The organism is Brevundimonas sp. AVps5, assembly GCF_058681515.1.
This window is the reverse complement of sequence record NZ_CM178740.1, coordinates 2169154-2184673: the sequence shown is the minus strand read 5'-3', so window position 1 is coordinate 2184673 and position 15520 is coordinate 2169154. Positions and strand designations below refer to the sequence as shown.

The following is a 15520-nucleotide window of genomic DNA, read 5'->3' as shown; positions in this document are numbered from 1 at the left end:
TGACGGTTCGCCTCTGTGGACCGACATTGGGGGATCAGGCGTCCGCACGGGCGCTCGACAAGGAATAGAGATGACGCAGGACCCGTTCGCCAGCCTGGGCTTCCGGAATCGTCGACGCCCCCAGGGGTTGCTCGCGCCGATCATGTGGCTGTGCGGGCTGATCGCGACCGTGGCGGCCCTGACCGTCGGGGCGCTGCTGGCGGTCTTTACCGCGGCCGCCGTCGCTGTGATCGCGCTCTGTGCCAGCATCCTGATCTTCTTCGCCGGCCTGGCCGTGCGCGCCCGCCGCCGCGTCACCGTCCGGGCCCGCCGTAATGACGACGTGATCGAGGCCGAGAAGGTCGGCGACACCTGGGTCGCCTACGGGTGGGAACGTCACGGGCGCTAGGTCGCCCATGCTGAAGATTTCCGAGGTGCCTTCGCCGAATTTCGACCAGCGTCGCGGCCCTCCCGACATGGTCCTGCTCCACTACACCGGCATGCGGACCGCAGAGGCCGCCGTCGCGCGCCTCTGCGACCCCGAGGCGAAAGTCTCGGCCCACTATGTCGTCGACGAGGACGGCTCGGTTCTGCGCCTCGTGCCCGAGGAGCGCCGGTCCTGGCACGCCGGCAAGTCCTGGTGGAAGGGCGAGACCGACATCAACGCCGTCTCCATCGGCATCGAGATCGTCAATCCTGGCCACGAGTTCGGCTATCGCGACTTTCCCGACGATCAGGTCGCCTCGGTCATCGAACTGATCGACGGGATCAGAGGGCGGTGGGCCATCGAGGACGCCCGCATTCTGGGCCATTCCGATGTCGCCCCGACCCGCAAGCAGGATCCCGGCGAACGCTTCCCCTGGAAGACACTGGCCGCCCACCGTCAGGGCCTGTGGTTCGAGCCGGCCCGGGAGCGGATCGCCGCTCTCGGCGTGCCGCTGGCCGTCGGCGACGAGGGCCTCGGCGTCCACGTCCTTCAGGCCGGCCTGCACCGGCTCGGCTACGAGCCTCTCCCCGACGGCAGATACACCGACGAGACCCGCATCACCGTCGAGGCCTTCCAGCGCCACTGGCGCCCCTCGAAGGTCGACGGCATCGCCGACGGCGAGACCCGGGCGACCCTGATGGGCGTGCTGCAATTGGCGACGGCCGAGAGCGTCACCGGGGTGCTGAACTAGAGGATCGACTGATCCTGGAACGGCCCGAAGATCCGCAGCACACTCACGATGCGGGTAGAAAGGTCGATCCGATAGAGGATCGTGTAGCCGCCCACTCTTCGTTCTCTCGTTCCGTCATGATCGCCGCTCGGCCAACGGTGACAATCGGTGCGAAGGCCTTTGATTGCGGCCTCGATGGCCAGAAGCGTGCGCCTCGCGGTCTTCCCGGCACCCGGCTGCGTCAGCCATTCGTAAGCGCGAACGAGATCGCGCGCCGCCATGCTGGACGGGACGACCCGAAAGCGTTGGTTGTTCAGGGAATGCGCACCGGTTTGCCGGACACGAGGTCGGCCAGCCAGCCATCCAGGTCTTCATCGGGGATGACGCGTCCGGTCGCGATGTCGGCGTCGGCCTCGGCGATGCGCTCACGCTCCCAAGCCAGACGCGCCTCGCGGCTGTCGAAGATCAGATCCTGCTGCATTTCGGCGGGCGAAGACATTCCCCGTCCCTACCACGATCCGGCTCCGTCCGCATCTCACGGTTGACCCCCCGGCGATCCGGGCGCATCACGCCCTCGCCAGACGGCCGGGCGGTCGCGGCGGGACTTGATCCCGTCGAGGAAAGTCCGGGCTCCACGGTGAAGAGGCGGCGGGTAATTCCCGCCCGGGGCGACCCGAGGGACAGCGCCACAGAAAGCAAACCTCCTGCGTTTCGGCGCGGGTAAGGGTGAAAGGGTGGGGTAAGAGCCCACCGCGTCTCTGGTAACAGCGACGGCATGGCAAGCCCCGCCTGGAGCAAGACCGAATAGGGACGTCGCGCGGGTTCGCCCGCAGGGTTCACCGCCCGAGGCGTCCGGGTAGGTCGCGAGAACCGTCCAGCGATGGGCGGTCCAGAGGAATGATCGTCACCGCCCCGGACTTCGGTTCCGGGCGGGACAGAACCCGGCTTACAGGCCGTCTGGCATTTTTTATCCTCACCCAAGCGAAGCGCAGGGGGAGGGGGACCGCCGCGCGCTTGCGCGGTGGTGGAGGGGGTTTGCCTCACGCACGACGATCGCATCGTGCCCCCTCCGTCACGGCGCTGAAGACGCGCCGCGCCACCTCCCCCGACGGGGGAGGATTGCAGACGCCATTAACCCCTTCAATCAAGCTGCGGCGCACAATCGCCAGCCTGTTAATACTTACGATGTTCTGTGTATGTTCTGATTTATGCTGTCGCGGCCCTGCAACACCCCCATCTTGGTTAAATCTCGTCAACTAATCCCATTGAGACCCAGTACATCCCATGCTATCCCATAACCGCGATGTGGGGATTGGCGGCGCCGGCTTGTCGGGCGCGAGGATGAACTCTTGGGGGCGGGCCGACAGGCTCGATTGGGACGGGCGTGTTTCTCGGAACCAGTGAGAAGCAGCTGGACGGCAAGCGCCGTCTCCTGATCCCTCAGGAGTTCCGCACCTCCGAAAACGGCGCCGACCTGGGCGTCTTCTGCTTCTTCTCGGTCGAGTCCGACTGCCTTGAGGCCGGTGGCGACAGGCTGATGGCTGAATACGTCGCCATGATCGAAGCCCTGCCGTTCGGCGACGACTGGCGCACAGCTCTGGAAGAGACCGTCTATGGCGGCCAGAAGCAGCTCGCCTACGACGGCGGCGGCCGCATCACCTTGCCGGAAAGCCTCTGTCAGGAAGCCGGTCTCGGCGACGACGTGGTGATCGTCGGCATGGGGCCGCGCTTCCAGATCTGGGACCGCGCCCGCTGGAACGCCCGCAAGGACGATCGTCGGATACTGGCGAGAAGGGCGATGCGCGAGCGTGGCGACACCGCGCGCCGCAGCATGCCAGGGAACGACGCGTGACCGGCCCCCATGCCCCCGTCCTGCTGGATGAAGTCATCGAGGCCCTGGCCCCGAAGGCCGGTGACCTCGTGATCGACGCCACCTTCGGCGCGGGCGGCTACACCCGCGCCATTCTGGCGACCGGGGCCCGGGTCATCGCCCTTGACCGGGATCCGACGGTCCAGCGCCACGCCGACGCCGTGGCCAACGATTTTCCCGGCCAGTTCCAGCTGGTCCGCACTGCCTTCTCCGGCCTGTCCGACGCCTTCGCCGAGACCGGCGAAGCGCGCCTCGACGGTGCCGTCTTCGACATCGGCGTCTCGTCCATGCAGCTGGACGAGGCCGAACGCGGCTTCTCCTTCATGCGCGACGGTCCGCTGGACATGCGCATGTCGGGCGAGGGCGAGAGCGCCGCCGACATCGTCAACGGCTGGGATCACGGCCCCCTGGCCCACATCCTGAAACAGTATGGCGACGAGCGTCAGTCGGGCCGCATCGCCACCGCCATCCTGCGCCGCCGGACCACCCAGCCGTTCGCCCGAACCCTCGACCTCGCCGAGGTGGTCGAAAAGGCCCTCGGCGGCCGTCGCGGCGCCCCGACCCATCCGGCCACACGGACTTTCCAGGCCCTGCGCATCGCCGTGAACGACGAACTCGGCGAACTGACCAAAGGCCTCGAAGCCGCCGAACGCACCCTGTCGCCCGGCGGGCGTCTGGCCATCGTTACCTTCCATTCGCTCGAAGACCGGATTGTGAAGGCCTTCCTGACCGAGCGCAGCGGCAATGCGCCGGGCGGCTCGCGCCACGCCCCCGTCGCCATCGAGACCCGCAAGCCCAGCTTCACCCTGCAGTTCAAGGGCGCGCGCGAGGCGGGAGACGTCGAACTGGCCGCCAACCCGCGCTCACGTTCGGCCAGGCTGCGCGCCGCCGTCCGCACCGACGCCCCGGCCTGGAAGGCGGCGGCATGACCCGTGATCTGGTTCGGCGGCTGTTCGGCTGGAAGATCCGCGGCATCCGCTGGATCGAGATCATCGGCGTCATATGCGTCGCCGCCATGGTCTTCTCCGTCTACCTCGCCAAGGCTGCCGCGGCCCGCGAGAGCGCCGCCATCGGTCAGCTGGAACGCCAGATCGCCGAGAACAGCCAGCGCGTCCGTCTGCTGCGCGCCGAGGCCGCTCGTCTGGAACAACCCGGCCGTCTTGAAACATTGTCGCGCGGTGCGGCCCTGGCCCCCGTGAAGGCCGAGCGTCAGGTCGACGAGAACGCCTTGCCGAGCCTCAAGCCGGTCCACGTGCCGGCTCCGGTCGCGCCTGTCGTCCCCGCCGCCGTCGAGCCAGCCGCACCGGCCGATGCCCCCGCCGCCCCAGTCGTGGAGGTCGAGCGATGACCGTTCACGATCCGCGGCCCTTCCGCCCCGCGCCCGGCGTCGGCCGCCCCCTGACCTCGACCGTCTCGCCATGGCTACGCTGGATGGGCGAGGCGGTCTGGTTCGTCGAACACGCCTTCGAACGCGCCCGCGCCGACGCTCGCCCGGAAGAAGACACCCGCGTCCGGATCTTCCTGATCCGGATGGTGTTCATCGCTGTGTTCAGTCTGCTGGCCCTGGGCGCGGCCAACGCCGCCCTGCTGGCGCCCCGGGGGGGGCACGGTGCCTCCGCTGTCGCAGGTGCCCTGCAGCGCGCCGACCTGACCGACCGCAACGGGGCCCTTCTGGCCACCAACATCACCCACTACGGCCTCTATATCGATCCGTCGGAGGTCTGGGACAAGGACGCCGCCTTCCGCCAGATTCGCCGGGCCTTGCCGGGCATCTCCGCGACCCGTCTGCGTCGCGTGCTCGACGGCGACCGTAGACTGATCGCCCAGCCCGGGCTGACCCCGGCAGAGCGTCTGGCCGTCCACGCTCTCGCCCTCGGCGGCATTTCGTTCGAGCCGGAAGATCGCCGGGTCTATCCGCTGAACACCTCCGGCGCCCACGTCATCGGCACGGCCGACTCGGGCGGGCAGGGCGTCTCCGGCGCCGAACTGGCCTTCAACGACGCCATCCGCGAAGCGGGCACCCGGGGCGCGGACTTCGCCCTGTCCATCGATCTTCGCGTTCAGGGTGTCCTGGAGAACGAACTGGCGGCGACCGCGTCGGAAGTTGGTGCCAAGGGCGCGGTCGGGGTCGTCGCCGACGCGCGCACCGGCGAGATCCTCGGCATGGCTTCCTGGCCGACCTACGACGCCAATCGCCGTGGTCAGGCGCCGGATGACGCCACCCTGAACCGCGTCACCTCGGCCCACTACGAGATGGGATCGGTCTTCAAGACCTTCACCATCGCCACCGCCATCGATACGGGTCTGGCTGATCTCGACACCATGATCGATGCGTCCCAGGCCTATATGATCGGCAACCGCCGCATCCAGGACTTCCACGCGACCAACAAGGTCCTGACGCTGGAAGAGGTCTATCTGCACTCCTCGAACATCGGCACGTCGCGGCTCGCAGTCCAGATGGGTGCCGATACGATGCGGTCCTACTTCACCAGGCTGGGCCTGCTCGACGCCGCCCCGATCGAACTGAAGGAGAGCGCCCGCCCTCGTCGTCCGCACGACTGGTCGGACTCGACCCGTGCCTCGATGTCGTTCGGCTACGGCATCATGATCACTCCCCTTCAGATGACGGCCGCCACCGTCGCCCTGGTTAACGGCGGCATCTATCGCCCCCTGTCGCTGCGTCGCGGCGGCGCGGGCTCCGAAGGCCATCGTGTCGTCAGCGTCGAGACCTCGGCCGCGATGCGGGAGCTGATGCGCGCCAACGTCCTGCGCGGTTCGGGCGGTCAGGCGAACGCAGAAGGCCTGCGTGTTGGCGGCAAGACGGGGTCGGCCAACAAGCTGGTCAACGGCCGCTATGACGCCAGCCACGGGGTTGGCTCCTTCGCCGCGGTGTTCCCCGCTGACGGTCCGGCGGATGTGCAGCGTTACGTCATTTTCGTCCTGATCGACGAGCCCAGCCAGGGGTCGCGCCTCGGCGGTGCCGTCGCAGCGCCTGTCGTCGGCCGTGTCGCCGACCGCATCTCCGGCTTCCTCGGTGTCCAGCGCCGCTTCGATCCGCCCGCACCGGTGGTCGCCCGATGAGCGCGATCCGTCTCTCCGACCTGCTGCGCCGCGACGTCACCGCCGATCCGATGATCACCGGCGTGACGGCCGACAGCCGCAAGGTCGCGCCCGGTTCCTTGTTCGTCGCCCTGCCGGGGACCGCCGCGGACGGCCGCGCCTTCATCCCCCAGGCCCTGTCGAATGGCGCTGCCGCCGTTCTCGCGCCGCAGGACACGCCCGAAAACCTCGCGCCGCTCCTGGTCCGTTCCGGTGACGTCCGTCGCGCCTATGCGCTCGCGGCGCGCGGCTTCTACGGAACCCAGCCCGCGACCTGCGTCGCGGTCACTGGCACCAACGGCAAGACCTCGGTCGCCGCCTTCTGCCGCCAGATCTGGGCCGCCCTGGGCATCAGGGCCGCCAGCATGGGCACCCTCGGGGTCGTGGCCCAGTCCGGTGCCCGGACCGAAGCCCTGACCCCGCCCGGCCTGACCAGCCCCGACGCCGGCGACGCCGCCCGCCTGCTGGCGACCCTGGCTGAGGGCGGCGTGACCCATCTGGCGCTCGAGGCCTCTTCGCACGGCATCGACCAGCGCCGCCTCGACGGCGTCACGCTGAAGGCCGCCGCCTTCACCAACCTGACCCAGGATCACCTCGACTATCACGGCGATATGGACGCCTATCGGTCTGCCAAGCTGCGCCTGTTCGAGACTCTCCTGCCGCGTGGCCGCACTGCGGTGCTCAACGCCGATTCCGACGCCTACAACGCCTTCGCCGCCGCCTCGATCATGTCCGGCCTCGGCGTCATGGGCGTGGGCGAGAGGGGCCGGGACCTGTCTTTGGTCGAACGCCGCGCGGTGCCGGAAGGCCAGCGGCTGATCCTCGACGTGCGCGGCGACCGTCACGACGTGCTCCTGCCGCTGGCCGGTGCCTTCCAGGCCTCCAACGCTCTCGTCGCCGCCGGCCTGTGCATCGCCGCCGGCGAGGACGCCGCAAAGGTGTTGCACGCCCTCGAAAAGATCACCGGCGCGGCCGGCCGTCTGCAGCGGGTCAGCGGAGGCCGGGGCGAGGCCTACGTCGACTACGCTCACACCCCCGACGGCCTCGAAACCGTGCTCAAGGCCCTGCGCCCCCACGCCACCGGCCGCCTGATCGTCGTCTTCGGCGCCGGCGGCGACCGCGACCGGGGCAAGCGTCCGCTGATGGGCGAGATCGCGGGTCGTCTGGCCGACGTCGCCATCGTCACCGACGACAACCCCCGCTCCGAAGACCCCGCCGTCATCCGCGCCGAGGTCCGGGCCGGCTGCCCCTCCGCCCTTGAGATCGGAGACCGCCGCGCCGCCATTCGCGAGGCCACGGCCATGATGGGCGAGGGAGATGTGGTCGTCGTCGCCGGAAAAGGGCATGAACAGGGTCAGATCGTGGGCGGGACGACTCATCCCTTCGACGACGCCACCGAACTCGCCGAGGCCCTACGAGCGTGATCCCGAAAAGTGTCGGCGGTTTTCGGATAAGGTCACGCTCCAGGAGAAGCTGCCTAGATGCCTGACACGACACCGCCCCTCTGGACCGCGCAGGAAATCGCGGCAGCCACCGGCGGACAGATCGAGGGCGGCGACTTCACCGCCGACGGCCTGACCTACAACAGTCGGGAGATCGGGCCGGGCGAACTGTTCCTGGCGCTGAAGGGCGCACGCGACGGCCACGACTTCGCCGCTTCCGCCTTCGCCGCCGGTGCCTCCGGGGCCCTGGTTGAACGTCCCGTCGCCGGCGGCCCCTGTATCGTCGTCCCCGACACCCTGCACGCACTGGAGGCCATGGCCGGGGCCGCTCGCGACCGTGCGCCCCACATCCGCCGCGGCGCCGTCACCGGCAGCGTCGGCAAGACCAGCGTGACCCAGGCCATCAAGGCCGGCCTCGACCTCGCCGGTCCGGCCCACGCCTCGATCAAGAGCTACAACAACCACATCGGCGTGCCCCTGACGCTGGCCCGGATGCATCCGTCGGTCGAGCGGGCCGTGTTCGAGATCGGTATGAACGCGCCGGGCGAGATCGCGCCCCTGGCCCGAATGGTCCAGCCGCATGCCGCCTGCGTCACCACCGTCGGTCCGGTCCATATCGAGGCCTTCGCCGACGGTGAGGCCGGTGTTGCCCGCGAGAAGGCCGCCATCTTCCAGGGCCTGGGTCCCGGCGGTCTGGCGGTCATCAACGGCGACAACGCCTGGGAGCCCATGCTTCGTCAGGCGGCGCTGCATGTCGGCGCCCGGGTGGCGGCCTTCGGTTCCGAGCCCGCCCACGACGCCCGCCTGATCGACTTCACCCCCAATCCCGACGGTGCCGTCGTCACCGCCGAGGTCTACGGCCACCGCCACGTCTTCCCGTTGAAACAGTCGGGCTTCCACTGGGGCCTCAACAGCCTTGCCGTCATCCTGATGCTCGACGCGCTCGATGTGCCGGTCGAGACGGCGCTCGCCGCCCTGGCTGATTTCGAGCCGCTGAAGGGCCGGGGCGAGACCCGCACCGTCCGCATCTCCGGCGGTGCCTTCACCCTGATCGACGAGAGCTACAACGCCAATCCGCTGTCGATGACGGCCGGGTTCCGCTCGCTCGGCGCCAAACCGGTGCAGCCGGGCGGCCGCCGCATCGTCGTCCTGACCGACATGCTGGAACTGGGCGACCAGTCCGAAGCGCTTCACGCCGGTCTCGCTGCGCCGATCGACCAGGCAGGCCTCGACATCGTTCACGCCGCCGGGCCGGAGATGCGTCATCTCTACGACGCCCTGCCGCCCGCCCGTCGCGGCGTCTGGGCCGGGAGCGCAGCCGATCTCGCGGCTCAGGCCACCGATCTGGTCGGGCCGAACGACGTCGTCATGGTCAAGGGTTCGAACGGCTCGAAAGCGTCGCTTGTCGCGGCGGCGCTGGCGCGGCTAGACACATCCACAGGGGAGGTGCCCCTCTCGTAGGGGAGCGCCGCGTGCGAGCCGACAGGGGCTACGGCCCCTCAAGCAGGGGAGCGCCGCGCGCGACCCGATAGGGGCGACAAGGAAGCCAATGTTCTATCTGCTGTATCTCTACTACGCCGACGTCGCGAACGAGTATCCGCTGCTCAATCTGGTCCAGTACCAGACGGTGCGGGTCGCCCTCGCCATGGCCACGGCCATGATCGTCGCCGTCGCCATGGGCAGCCGGTTCATCGCATGGATGCGGGTGAAGCAGGGCAAGGGCCAGCCGATCCGCGCCGACGGCCCCGTCAGCCATCTGTCCAAGGTCGGCACCCCGACCATGGGCGGGCTGATGATCCTTGCGGGCATCGCGGTCGCCGTCTTCCTGTGGGGCGACCTGACCAACCCCTATATCTGGATCGTCTCCGGCGTGACCGGGGCCTTTGGCGTGCTGGGCTTCATCGACGACTACGCCAAGGTCACGAAACAGACCTCGGCCGGCCTGACCTCAAAACAGAAGCTGGTGGCCCAGATCGTCGTGTCGGTGATCGCCGGTGTTCTGGTGGTGCTGTGGATGACCCAGTCGCCCACCTCGCCGGGACTTGAGACCTCGATCGCCTTCCCCTTCTTCAAGGACGTCCTGCTGAACGTCGGCTGGTTCTACGTCGCCTTCGCCGCCTTCACCCTGGTCGGCTTCTCGAACGCAGTGAACCTGACCGACGGGCTCGACGGCCTGGCCATTGTGCCGGTGATGATGTCGGCAGCGGCCTTCGGGGTGATCTCCTACCTCGTCGGCAACTTCATCTTCGCCGAGTATCTGGGCGTCCACCACGTGCCGGGCTCGGGCGAACTGGCCATCTTCTGCGCCGCCATCATCGGCGGGGGCGTGGGCTTCCTCTGGTACAACGCCCCGCCGGCCAAGATCTTCATGGGCGACACCGGGTCGCTGGCGCTGGGCGGCGCACTCGGCGCCATCGCCGTCGCCACCAAGCACGAGCTGGTTCTCGGCATCGTCGGCGGTCTGTTCGTCATCGAGGCCGCCTCGGTCATGATCCAGGTCGCCTATTTCAAGGCCACGGGGAAGCGCATCTTCCTGATGGCCCCGATCCACCACCATTTCGAAAAGATGGGCTGGCCGGAATCGACGGTCGTCATCCGCTTCTGGATCGTCGCCGCCATGCTGGCCCTGATCGGCCTGTCGACGCTGAAGCTGCGGTGATGATCGGCCTTCGCGCTCCCTCTCCCATGGGGAGAGGGCTTGAGGCTCGGAGAGCGCAGCGATCCGCAAGCCGAAAGGGTGAGGGGCGGATGGTCCGAATTGGCCGAGGTCGAACCCTCACCCTTTCGCGCAAGTCCGATCGCCTTCGGCTCCCGGGCGCTCAAGCCCTCTCCCAACGGGAGAGGGAGCCATGACCCCCGTCCCCGGCTTTGAAGGTCGTCGCGTCGCAGTCTTCGGTCTCGGCCGTTCGGGCATCACCGCCGCCCGCGCCCTCAAGGCCGGAGGGGCCGAGCCTGTGCTGTGGGACGACGGCGTCTCCGGCCGTATGCAGGCCGAGGCCGAAGGCTTCGAAGTCGAGGACCTGACCGTCGCCGACTGGTCGGACTTCGCCGCCCTGGTCCTGTCGCCCGGCGCGCCCCTGACCCATCCCAAACCGCACTGGACCGTCGACAAGGCCCGTGCGGCCAACGTCCCGGTCATCGGCGATATCGAACTGTTCGCCCGCGCGCTCGCCGCGACGCCCGCCTCCCTGCGGCCGAAGGTGATCGCCATCACCGGCACCAACGGCAAGTCCACCACCACGGCCCTGATCGGCTGGGTGCTGAAACAGGCCGGGATGAAGATCGCCGTCGGCGGCAATATCGGCATCGGCGTCCTGGCCCTGCCGCCTCCCGCCGAGGTCGAGGCCTATGTCATCGAGGTCTCCAGCTACCAGCTCGACCTGACCACCAGCTTCGCCCCCGACGTCGCCATCCTGACCAACATCAGCCCCGACCACCTCGACCGCCACGGCGGCATGAAGGGCTATGTCGCGGCCAAGGCGCGGCTGTTCCAGCAGATGAATGGCATCTGCGACGATCAAGGCGACGCCAGGCTCGCACTCGTGGGGATCGACGAGGAGCCCGGCCTCGAAATCTATCGTGACCTGGTCTCTCGCGGATGGGCCGCACAGTTCGTCACCACGAACCCTTCTCCCGCAAGGGGAGAAGGGTTCGTGGCCCAGCCCGGCGTGCTCTGGATTGATTCAGGCGACGCTATCAATCTGACCCCCGCCCGCTCTCTGCCCGGCCGCCACAACGCCCAGAACGCCGCCTTCGCCTGGGCCGCCGCCCGCGCCGTCGGTGTCTCGCATGAGGCCGCCGTCAACGGCCTGATGACCTTCCCCGGCCTCGCGCACCGGATGGAGACGGTCGGCCGGCTCGGCGCGGTCCGCTTCGTCAACGACTCCAAGGCCACCAATGCCGACGCCGCCCGTCAGGCCCTGCTCAGCTACCCGACCAGCTTCTGGATCGCCGGCGGCCGGGCCAAGGACGGCGGCATCGTCGAGCTCGCCGACCTCTTCCCCCGCGTGACCAAAGCCTATCTGATCGGGGAAGCCGCCGACGACTTCGCCGCCACCCTCGGCGACACGCCCCACGTCATCGCCAGGGACATGGCGACGGCCGTCGCCCTCGCGGCCGCAGACGCTGCCAGCGCCGGAGGCGACGCCGTCGTCCTCCTCAGCCCCGCCTGCGCCAGCTTCGACCAGTTCCCCGACTTCGAGGCGCGCGGAGAAGCGTTCCGGGCCGCCGTTCTTAACCTCGGAGCTACCCCTTCCGTTCATGGTTGAGAAACCATGACCCAGGCCGTCTACTCCCACCCGTTCTCGCGCAACGACCAGAGCCCGATCGCCCAGTGGTTCTGGACGGTGGATCGCGGCCTGCTCGGCGCAGCCCTGGCCCTCATGGGTCTCGGCGTCATGCTGTCGTTCGCCTCTTCCCCCGCCGCCATCCTCGCCGACGAGTCGATCACCGATCCGTTCCACTATTCCTGGCGCATGATCGTGTGGGCCAGCGGCGGCGTCGGACTGATGCTGACCATGTCGTTGCTGTCGCCCCGGGGCGTGCGCCGCATTGCGGTGCTGGGCCTGCTCGGCGCCATCGTCGTCATGGCCATGCTGCCCTTCATCGGCGACACGGTGAAGGGCGCAGCCCGCTGGGTGAACCTCGGCCCGTTCAGCCTCCAGCCGTCCGAGTTCGCCAAGCCCAGTTTGATCGTCTTCGCCGCCTGGATGTTCGCCGAAGGCCAGAAGGGGCAGGGCGTGCCCGGCGTCTCCATCGCCTTCGGCTTCTACGTCGTGACCGTGGCCCTGCTGCTGATCCAGCCCGACATCGGCCAGACCCTGCTGATCACCACCACCTTCATGGCCGTCTTCTTCATGGCCGGGGTGCCGCTGCGCTGGGTGGCGGTGCTGGGCGCGATGTTCGTCGCGGGCATGACCGCCATCTATCTCCTGTTTCCCCACGTCCAGTCGCGGGTCGCCAAATTCGTCTCCCCCGGCGTCGAGGACACCCACCAGATCGACCGCGCCTCGGAGGCCATCCGAGCCGGCGGTCTGGTCGGGCGCGGCGTGGGCGAGGGGGTGATGAAGCGCTCCGTCCCCGACCTGCACACCGACTTCATCTATTCCGTCGGCGCCGAGGAGTTCGGCCTGGTCCTCAGCCTCGTCATGATCGGCCTCTATGCCTTCATCGTCTTCCGCGGCATGGGCCGGGCGATGAAGCTGAACGACCCGTTCGAACAGACGGCAGCCGCGGGCCTGTTCATGCTGATCGGGCTCCAGGCCTCGATCAATGTCGCGGTAAACCTGAACCTCATCCCGACCAAGGGGATGACCCTGCCGTTCATCAGCTATGGCGGCTCGTCGATGCTGGCCATGGGGCTGACGATGGGGTTCGCCCTGGCGTTGACGCGCCGCCGCCCCGGCGCCTACGAACCGGGGGCCAGCTTGCAGCGCCCGCGTCGGCTGTTGATGCCGTAGACCTCTCTTCTTTCGTCATCCTCCGGCAAGCCGCGCCTTCGCGGCGCAGACCGGGGGACCCAGCGGCGCCGAAGCGGAGCGCAGGCGAGAGGCGTCAGCGAATGTATGCGCGACAGGTTCGCGCTCGCGCGCGCCGCTGGGTCCCCCGGTCTTCGCTTCGCTGCGCCGGAGGATGACGAACGAAGAGGCGTCGGCTAAGCCACCTCCATGACCAAACTCTGCGTCGTCGCCGCCGGGGGAACCGGCGGCCACATGTTCCCGGCCGAGGCCCTGGCCCGCGAGATGGCCGCGCGCGGGTGGCGCGTGGTCCTCGCCACCGACCATCGCGGCGAACAGTACGCCCAGGCCTTCCCCGCCGAGGAACGCCTCGCCCTGGACGCCGCCACCGGCTCCGGTCCCATCGGCCTGCTGAAGGCCGGCGTCGCCATCGTGCGCGGCATCGGTCAGGCCCAGACCGCCTTCAACCGCCTCGACGCGCAGGTCGTCGTCGGCTTCGGCGGCTATCCGTCGGCCCCGGCCCTTGTCGCCGCCATCCTGCAGAGACGCCCGACCCTGATCCACGAGCAGAACGCCGTCCTCGGCCGCACCAACCGCGCCCTCGCCCCCCACGTCCGCGCCGTCGCCTCATCCTTCCCGACGCTGGAGCGCGCCTCTCCGGCCGTGAAGGCCCGCGCCCAGGTCGTCGGTGCCCCGGTCCGCGCCGAGATCCGCTCCCTGTTCGACCGCGCCTACGTCCCTCCCGGTGATGGCCCCATCCACATCCTCGTCACCGGCGGCTCGCAGGGTGCCCGCCTCCTGTCCGAGACCACGCCCCGCGCCCTCGCCGCCCTGCCGGACGCGATCCGTCGCCGTCTCAAGGTCCAGCAACAGTCCCGCCCCGAGACCCTGGAGACCTCACGCCAGATCTATCTCGATGCCGGCATCGAGGCCGAGGTCGCCCCCTTCTTCCGCGACATGGCCTCCCGCCTGTCCGCCGCCCATCTGGTCATCGGCCGCGCCGGGGCCTCGACCTGCGCCGAGCTGGCCGTCGCCGCCATGCCGTCGATCCTGATCCCGCTGAAGATCGCCACTGACGACCACCAGCGCCTCAATGCGAAACTTCTGACCGACGTCTCCGCCGCCGAGGTCATCCTGGAGGACGACGTCACTGTCGACGCCATGGCTGCCGCTGTCGCGGGTGTGCTCGCCGACCCCGCCCGTCTCACTGCCATGAGCGCGGCCGCCCGCTCCGTCGCCATCCCCGACGCGGCCGAGCGCCTCGCTGACCTTGCCGAGGCTACGGCCGGATGACCGGCGCGGCCCTGCCGCCGCTGGGAACGGAAGATGCGGCTGACACGCTGTTTGCGTCGATGCCGCCCGAAATCACCAACCTGACCCACCAGATCCTGATGCTCTGGCGCCAGTTCCATTGGCTGCCCGAATGGCTGGTCGTGGCCATTGTCGTGACGGTTTTCGTGGCCGCCGGCTGGCTGGTCCACGCCTTGGTCTTCTCGATCCTGCGCCGCGTGGTGAAGACCCGTGACCTGTTCTGGCGCGGCGTGGTCGAGCGGGCGCGCGAGAAGCTGCGTGTCCTCATCATCCTGATCGCCATCGGCTTCTCGATCACCGTCTCGCCGCTGGACGCGGAACCGTCCCAGGCCATCCGCGCCATCCTGCTGTTCCTGACCATCCTCGTGCTCGGCTGGATCGTGTCGGGCGCCATCGACATGTGGGCCGTCGTCCATCTGCGGAAGTTCAACATGGCCGCCGAGGACAACCTCGTCGCCCGCAAGCACATCACCCAGACCCGTATTCTTCAGCGGGCGGCCGTCATCATGATCGGCATCGTCAGTGTCGCCATGGCCCTGATGACCATCGGGGCGGTGCGTCAGTGGGGCGTGTCCCTGCTGGCTTCGGCCGGTGTCGTCGGCCTCATCGCCGGTCTGGCGCTCCAGCCGGTGCTCAAGAACCTGTTCGCCGGCATCCAGATCGCCACCGCCCAGCCCATCCGCATCGACGACGCTGTGGTTGTCGAAGGGGAGTGGGGTGTGATCGAGGAGATCACCTCGACCTACGTTGTGGTCAAGCTGTGGGACTGGCGGCGCATGATCCTGCCGCTCAGCTATTTCATCGAGACGCCGTTCGAGAACTGGACGCGCGAGGCCTCCCGCCTGATCGGCACGGCCTTCCTCTACGTTGACTATGAAGCGCCGATGGACCGCCTGCGCGCCGAGCTGGAGCGTATCTGCCGCGCCTCGCCGCTGTGGGACGGCGACGTGGTCAACCTTCAGGTCACCGACATCACCGACCGCGTCGCCCAGGTCCGCTGCCTCGCCAGCGCACGCTCCGCCCCGGTCGCATTCGACCTGCGCTGCGAGATCCGCGAGAAGATGCTGGAGTTCATGCGGGATCAATGCCCCGAGGCCCTGCCGCGGGATCGTCTGAATATCCCTCTCCCGTTGGGAGAGGGCTTGAGCGCCCGAGAGCCGTCAGGCGATCGGCCTCGCGCGAAAGGGTGAGGGTCGAGACTCACCG

General features: G+C 68.7%; 15 protein-coding genes and 1 other RNA gene. 14 read left to right on the top strand and 2 right to left on the bottom strand.

Annotated elements, in window-relative coordinates; genetic code table 11:
• The first annotated feature begins 70 nt into the window (after window positions 1-70).
• Both ACW18A_RS11030 and ACW18A_RS11025 read left to right on the top strand, forming a co-directional pair.
• The gene (locus ACW18A_RS11030; protein ID WP_492021764.1) at window positions 71-388 is read left to right on the top strand and encodes a hypothetical protein; all 318 of its coding nucleotides are present in this window, start codon (window positions 71-73) and stop codon (window positions 386-388) included.
• Between the two features lie 7 nt (window positions 389-395).
• Window positions 396-1157, top strand: a complete 762-nt coding sequence (locus ACW18A_RS11025; protein WP_492021763.1) for a peptidoglycan recognition protein family protein — start codon at window positions 396-398, stop codon at window positions 1155-1157.
• Here ACW18A_RS11025 and ACW18A_RS11020 read toward each other — a convergent pair.
• Window positions 1154-1417, bottom strand: coding sequence for a type II toxin-antitoxin system RelE/ParE family toxin (locus ACW18A_RS11020; protein ID WP_492021762.1), 264 nt, complete (start codon window positions 1415-1417; stop codon window positions 1154-1156). The genes ACW18A_RS11025 and ACW18A_RS11020 overlap by 4 nt on opposite strands.
• A gap of 32 nt (window positions 1418-1449) precedes the next feature.
• Entirely contained in the window at window positions 1450-1635 is a 186-nt protein-coding gene (locus tag ACW18A_RS11015) for a hypothetical protein (RefSeq protein ID WP_492021761.1), read from the bottom strand.
• A 78-nt stretch (window positions 1636-1713) separates the two neighbouring features.
• On the opposite strand from ACW18A_RS11015, the gene rnpB reads away from it, so the two are divergent.
• The 12 genes from rnpB (at window position 1714) to ACW18A_RS10955 (ending at window position 15504) form a co-directional block, all read left to right on the top strand.
• An RNA gene (rnpB, locus tag ACW18A_RS11010) (RNase P RNA component class A) lies at window positions 1714-2101 on the top strand.
• A gap of 419 nt (window positions 2102-2520) precedes the next feature.
• Entirely contained in the window at window positions 2521-2988 is a 468-nt protein-coding gene (locus tag ACW18A_RS11005) for a division/cell wall cluster transcriptional repressor MraZ (protein WP_492021760.1), read from the top strand.
• The gene (rsmH, locus tag ACW18A_RS11000; RefSeq protein ID WP_492021759.1) at window positions 2985-3935 is read left to right on the top strand and encodes a 16S rRNA (cytosine(1402)-N(4))-methyltransferase RsmH; all 951 of its coding nucleotides are present in this window, start codon (window positions 2985-2987) and stop codon (window positions 3933-3935) included. Before ACW18A_RS11005 ends, rsmH begins: the two co-directional genes overlap by 4 nt.
• The gene (gene ftsL / locus ACW18A_RS10995) at window positions 3932-4354 is read left to right on the top strand and encodes a cell division protein FtsL (protein ID WP_492021758.1); all 423 of its coding nucleotides are present in this window, start codon (window positions 3932-3934) and stop codon (window positions 4352-4354) included. The genes rsmH and ftsL overlap by 4 nt, the downstream gene beginning before the upstream one ends.
• Before the next feature lie 83 nt (window positions 4355-4437).
• Window positions 4438-6087, top strand: coding sequence for a peptidoglycan D,D-transpeptidase FtsI family protein (locus ACW18A_RS10990; RefSeq protein ID WP_492024383.1), 1650 nt, complete (start codon window positions 4438-4440; stop codon window positions 6085-6087).
• On the top strand, window positions 6084-7529 hold the full coding sequence (locus tag ACW18A_RS10985; RefSeq protein WP_492021757.1) for a UDP-N-acetylmuramoyl-L-alanyl-D-glutamate--2,6-diaminopimelate ligase: 1446 nt from the start codon (window positions 6084-6086) through the stop codon (window positions 7527-7529). Before ACW18A_RS10990 ends, ACW18A_RS10985 begins: the two co-directional genes overlap by 4 nt.
• 57 nt (window positions 7530-7586) lie before the next feature.
• Window positions 7587-9008, top strand: a complete 1422-nt coding sequence (locus ACW18A_RS10980; RefSeq protein WP_492021756.1) for a UDP-N-acetylmuramoyl-tripeptide--D-alanyl-D-alanine ligase — start codon at window positions 7587-7589, stop codon at window positions 9006-9008.
• Between the two features lie 88 nt (window positions 9009-9096).
• Window positions 9097-10206: a phospho-N-acetylmuramoyl-pentapeptide-transferase gene (gene mraY / locus ACW18A_RS10975; protein WP_492021755.1), complete on the top strand. Its 1110-nt coding sequence runs from the start codon at window positions 9097-9099 to the stop codon at window positions 10204-10206.
• Between the two features lie 190 nt (window positions 10207-10396).
• The gene (gene murD / locus ACW18A_RS10970; RefSeq protein WP_492021754.1) at window positions 10397-11815 is read left to right on the top strand and encodes a UDP-N-acetylmuramoyl-L-alanine--D-glutamate ligase; all 1419 of its coding nucleotides are present in this window, start codon (window positions 10397-10399) and stop codon (window positions 11813-11815) included.
• A 6-nt stretch (window positions 11816-11821) separates the two neighbouring features.
• Window positions 11822-13006 carry an FtsW/RodA/SpoVE family cell cycle protein gene (locus ACW18A_RS10965; protein WP_492021753.1) on the top strand — a complete coding sequence of 395 codons (1185 nt, stop codon included), beginning with the start codon at window positions 11822-11824 and terminating at the stop codon, window positions 13004-13006.
• A 207-nt stretch (window positions 13007-13213) separates the two neighbouring features.
• The gene (gene murG, locus ACW18A_RS10960; protein WP_492021752.1) at window positions 13214-14296 is read left to right on the top strand and encodes an undecaprenyldiphospho-muramoylpentapeptide beta-N-acetylglucosaminyltransferase; all 1083 of its coding nucleotides are present in this window, start codon (window positions 13214-13216) and stop codon (window positions 14294-14296) included.
• The gene (locus ACW18A_RS10955; RefSeq protein ID WP_492021751.1) at window positions 14293-15504 is read left to right on the top strand and encodes a mechanosensitive ion channel family protein; all 1212 of its coding nucleotides are present in this window, start codon (window positions 14293-14295) and stop codon (window positions 15502-15504) included. The genes murG and ACW18A_RS10955 overlap by 4 nt, the downstream gene beginning before the upstream one ends.
• The last annotated feature ends 16 nt before the right edge of the window (window positions 15505-15520 follow it).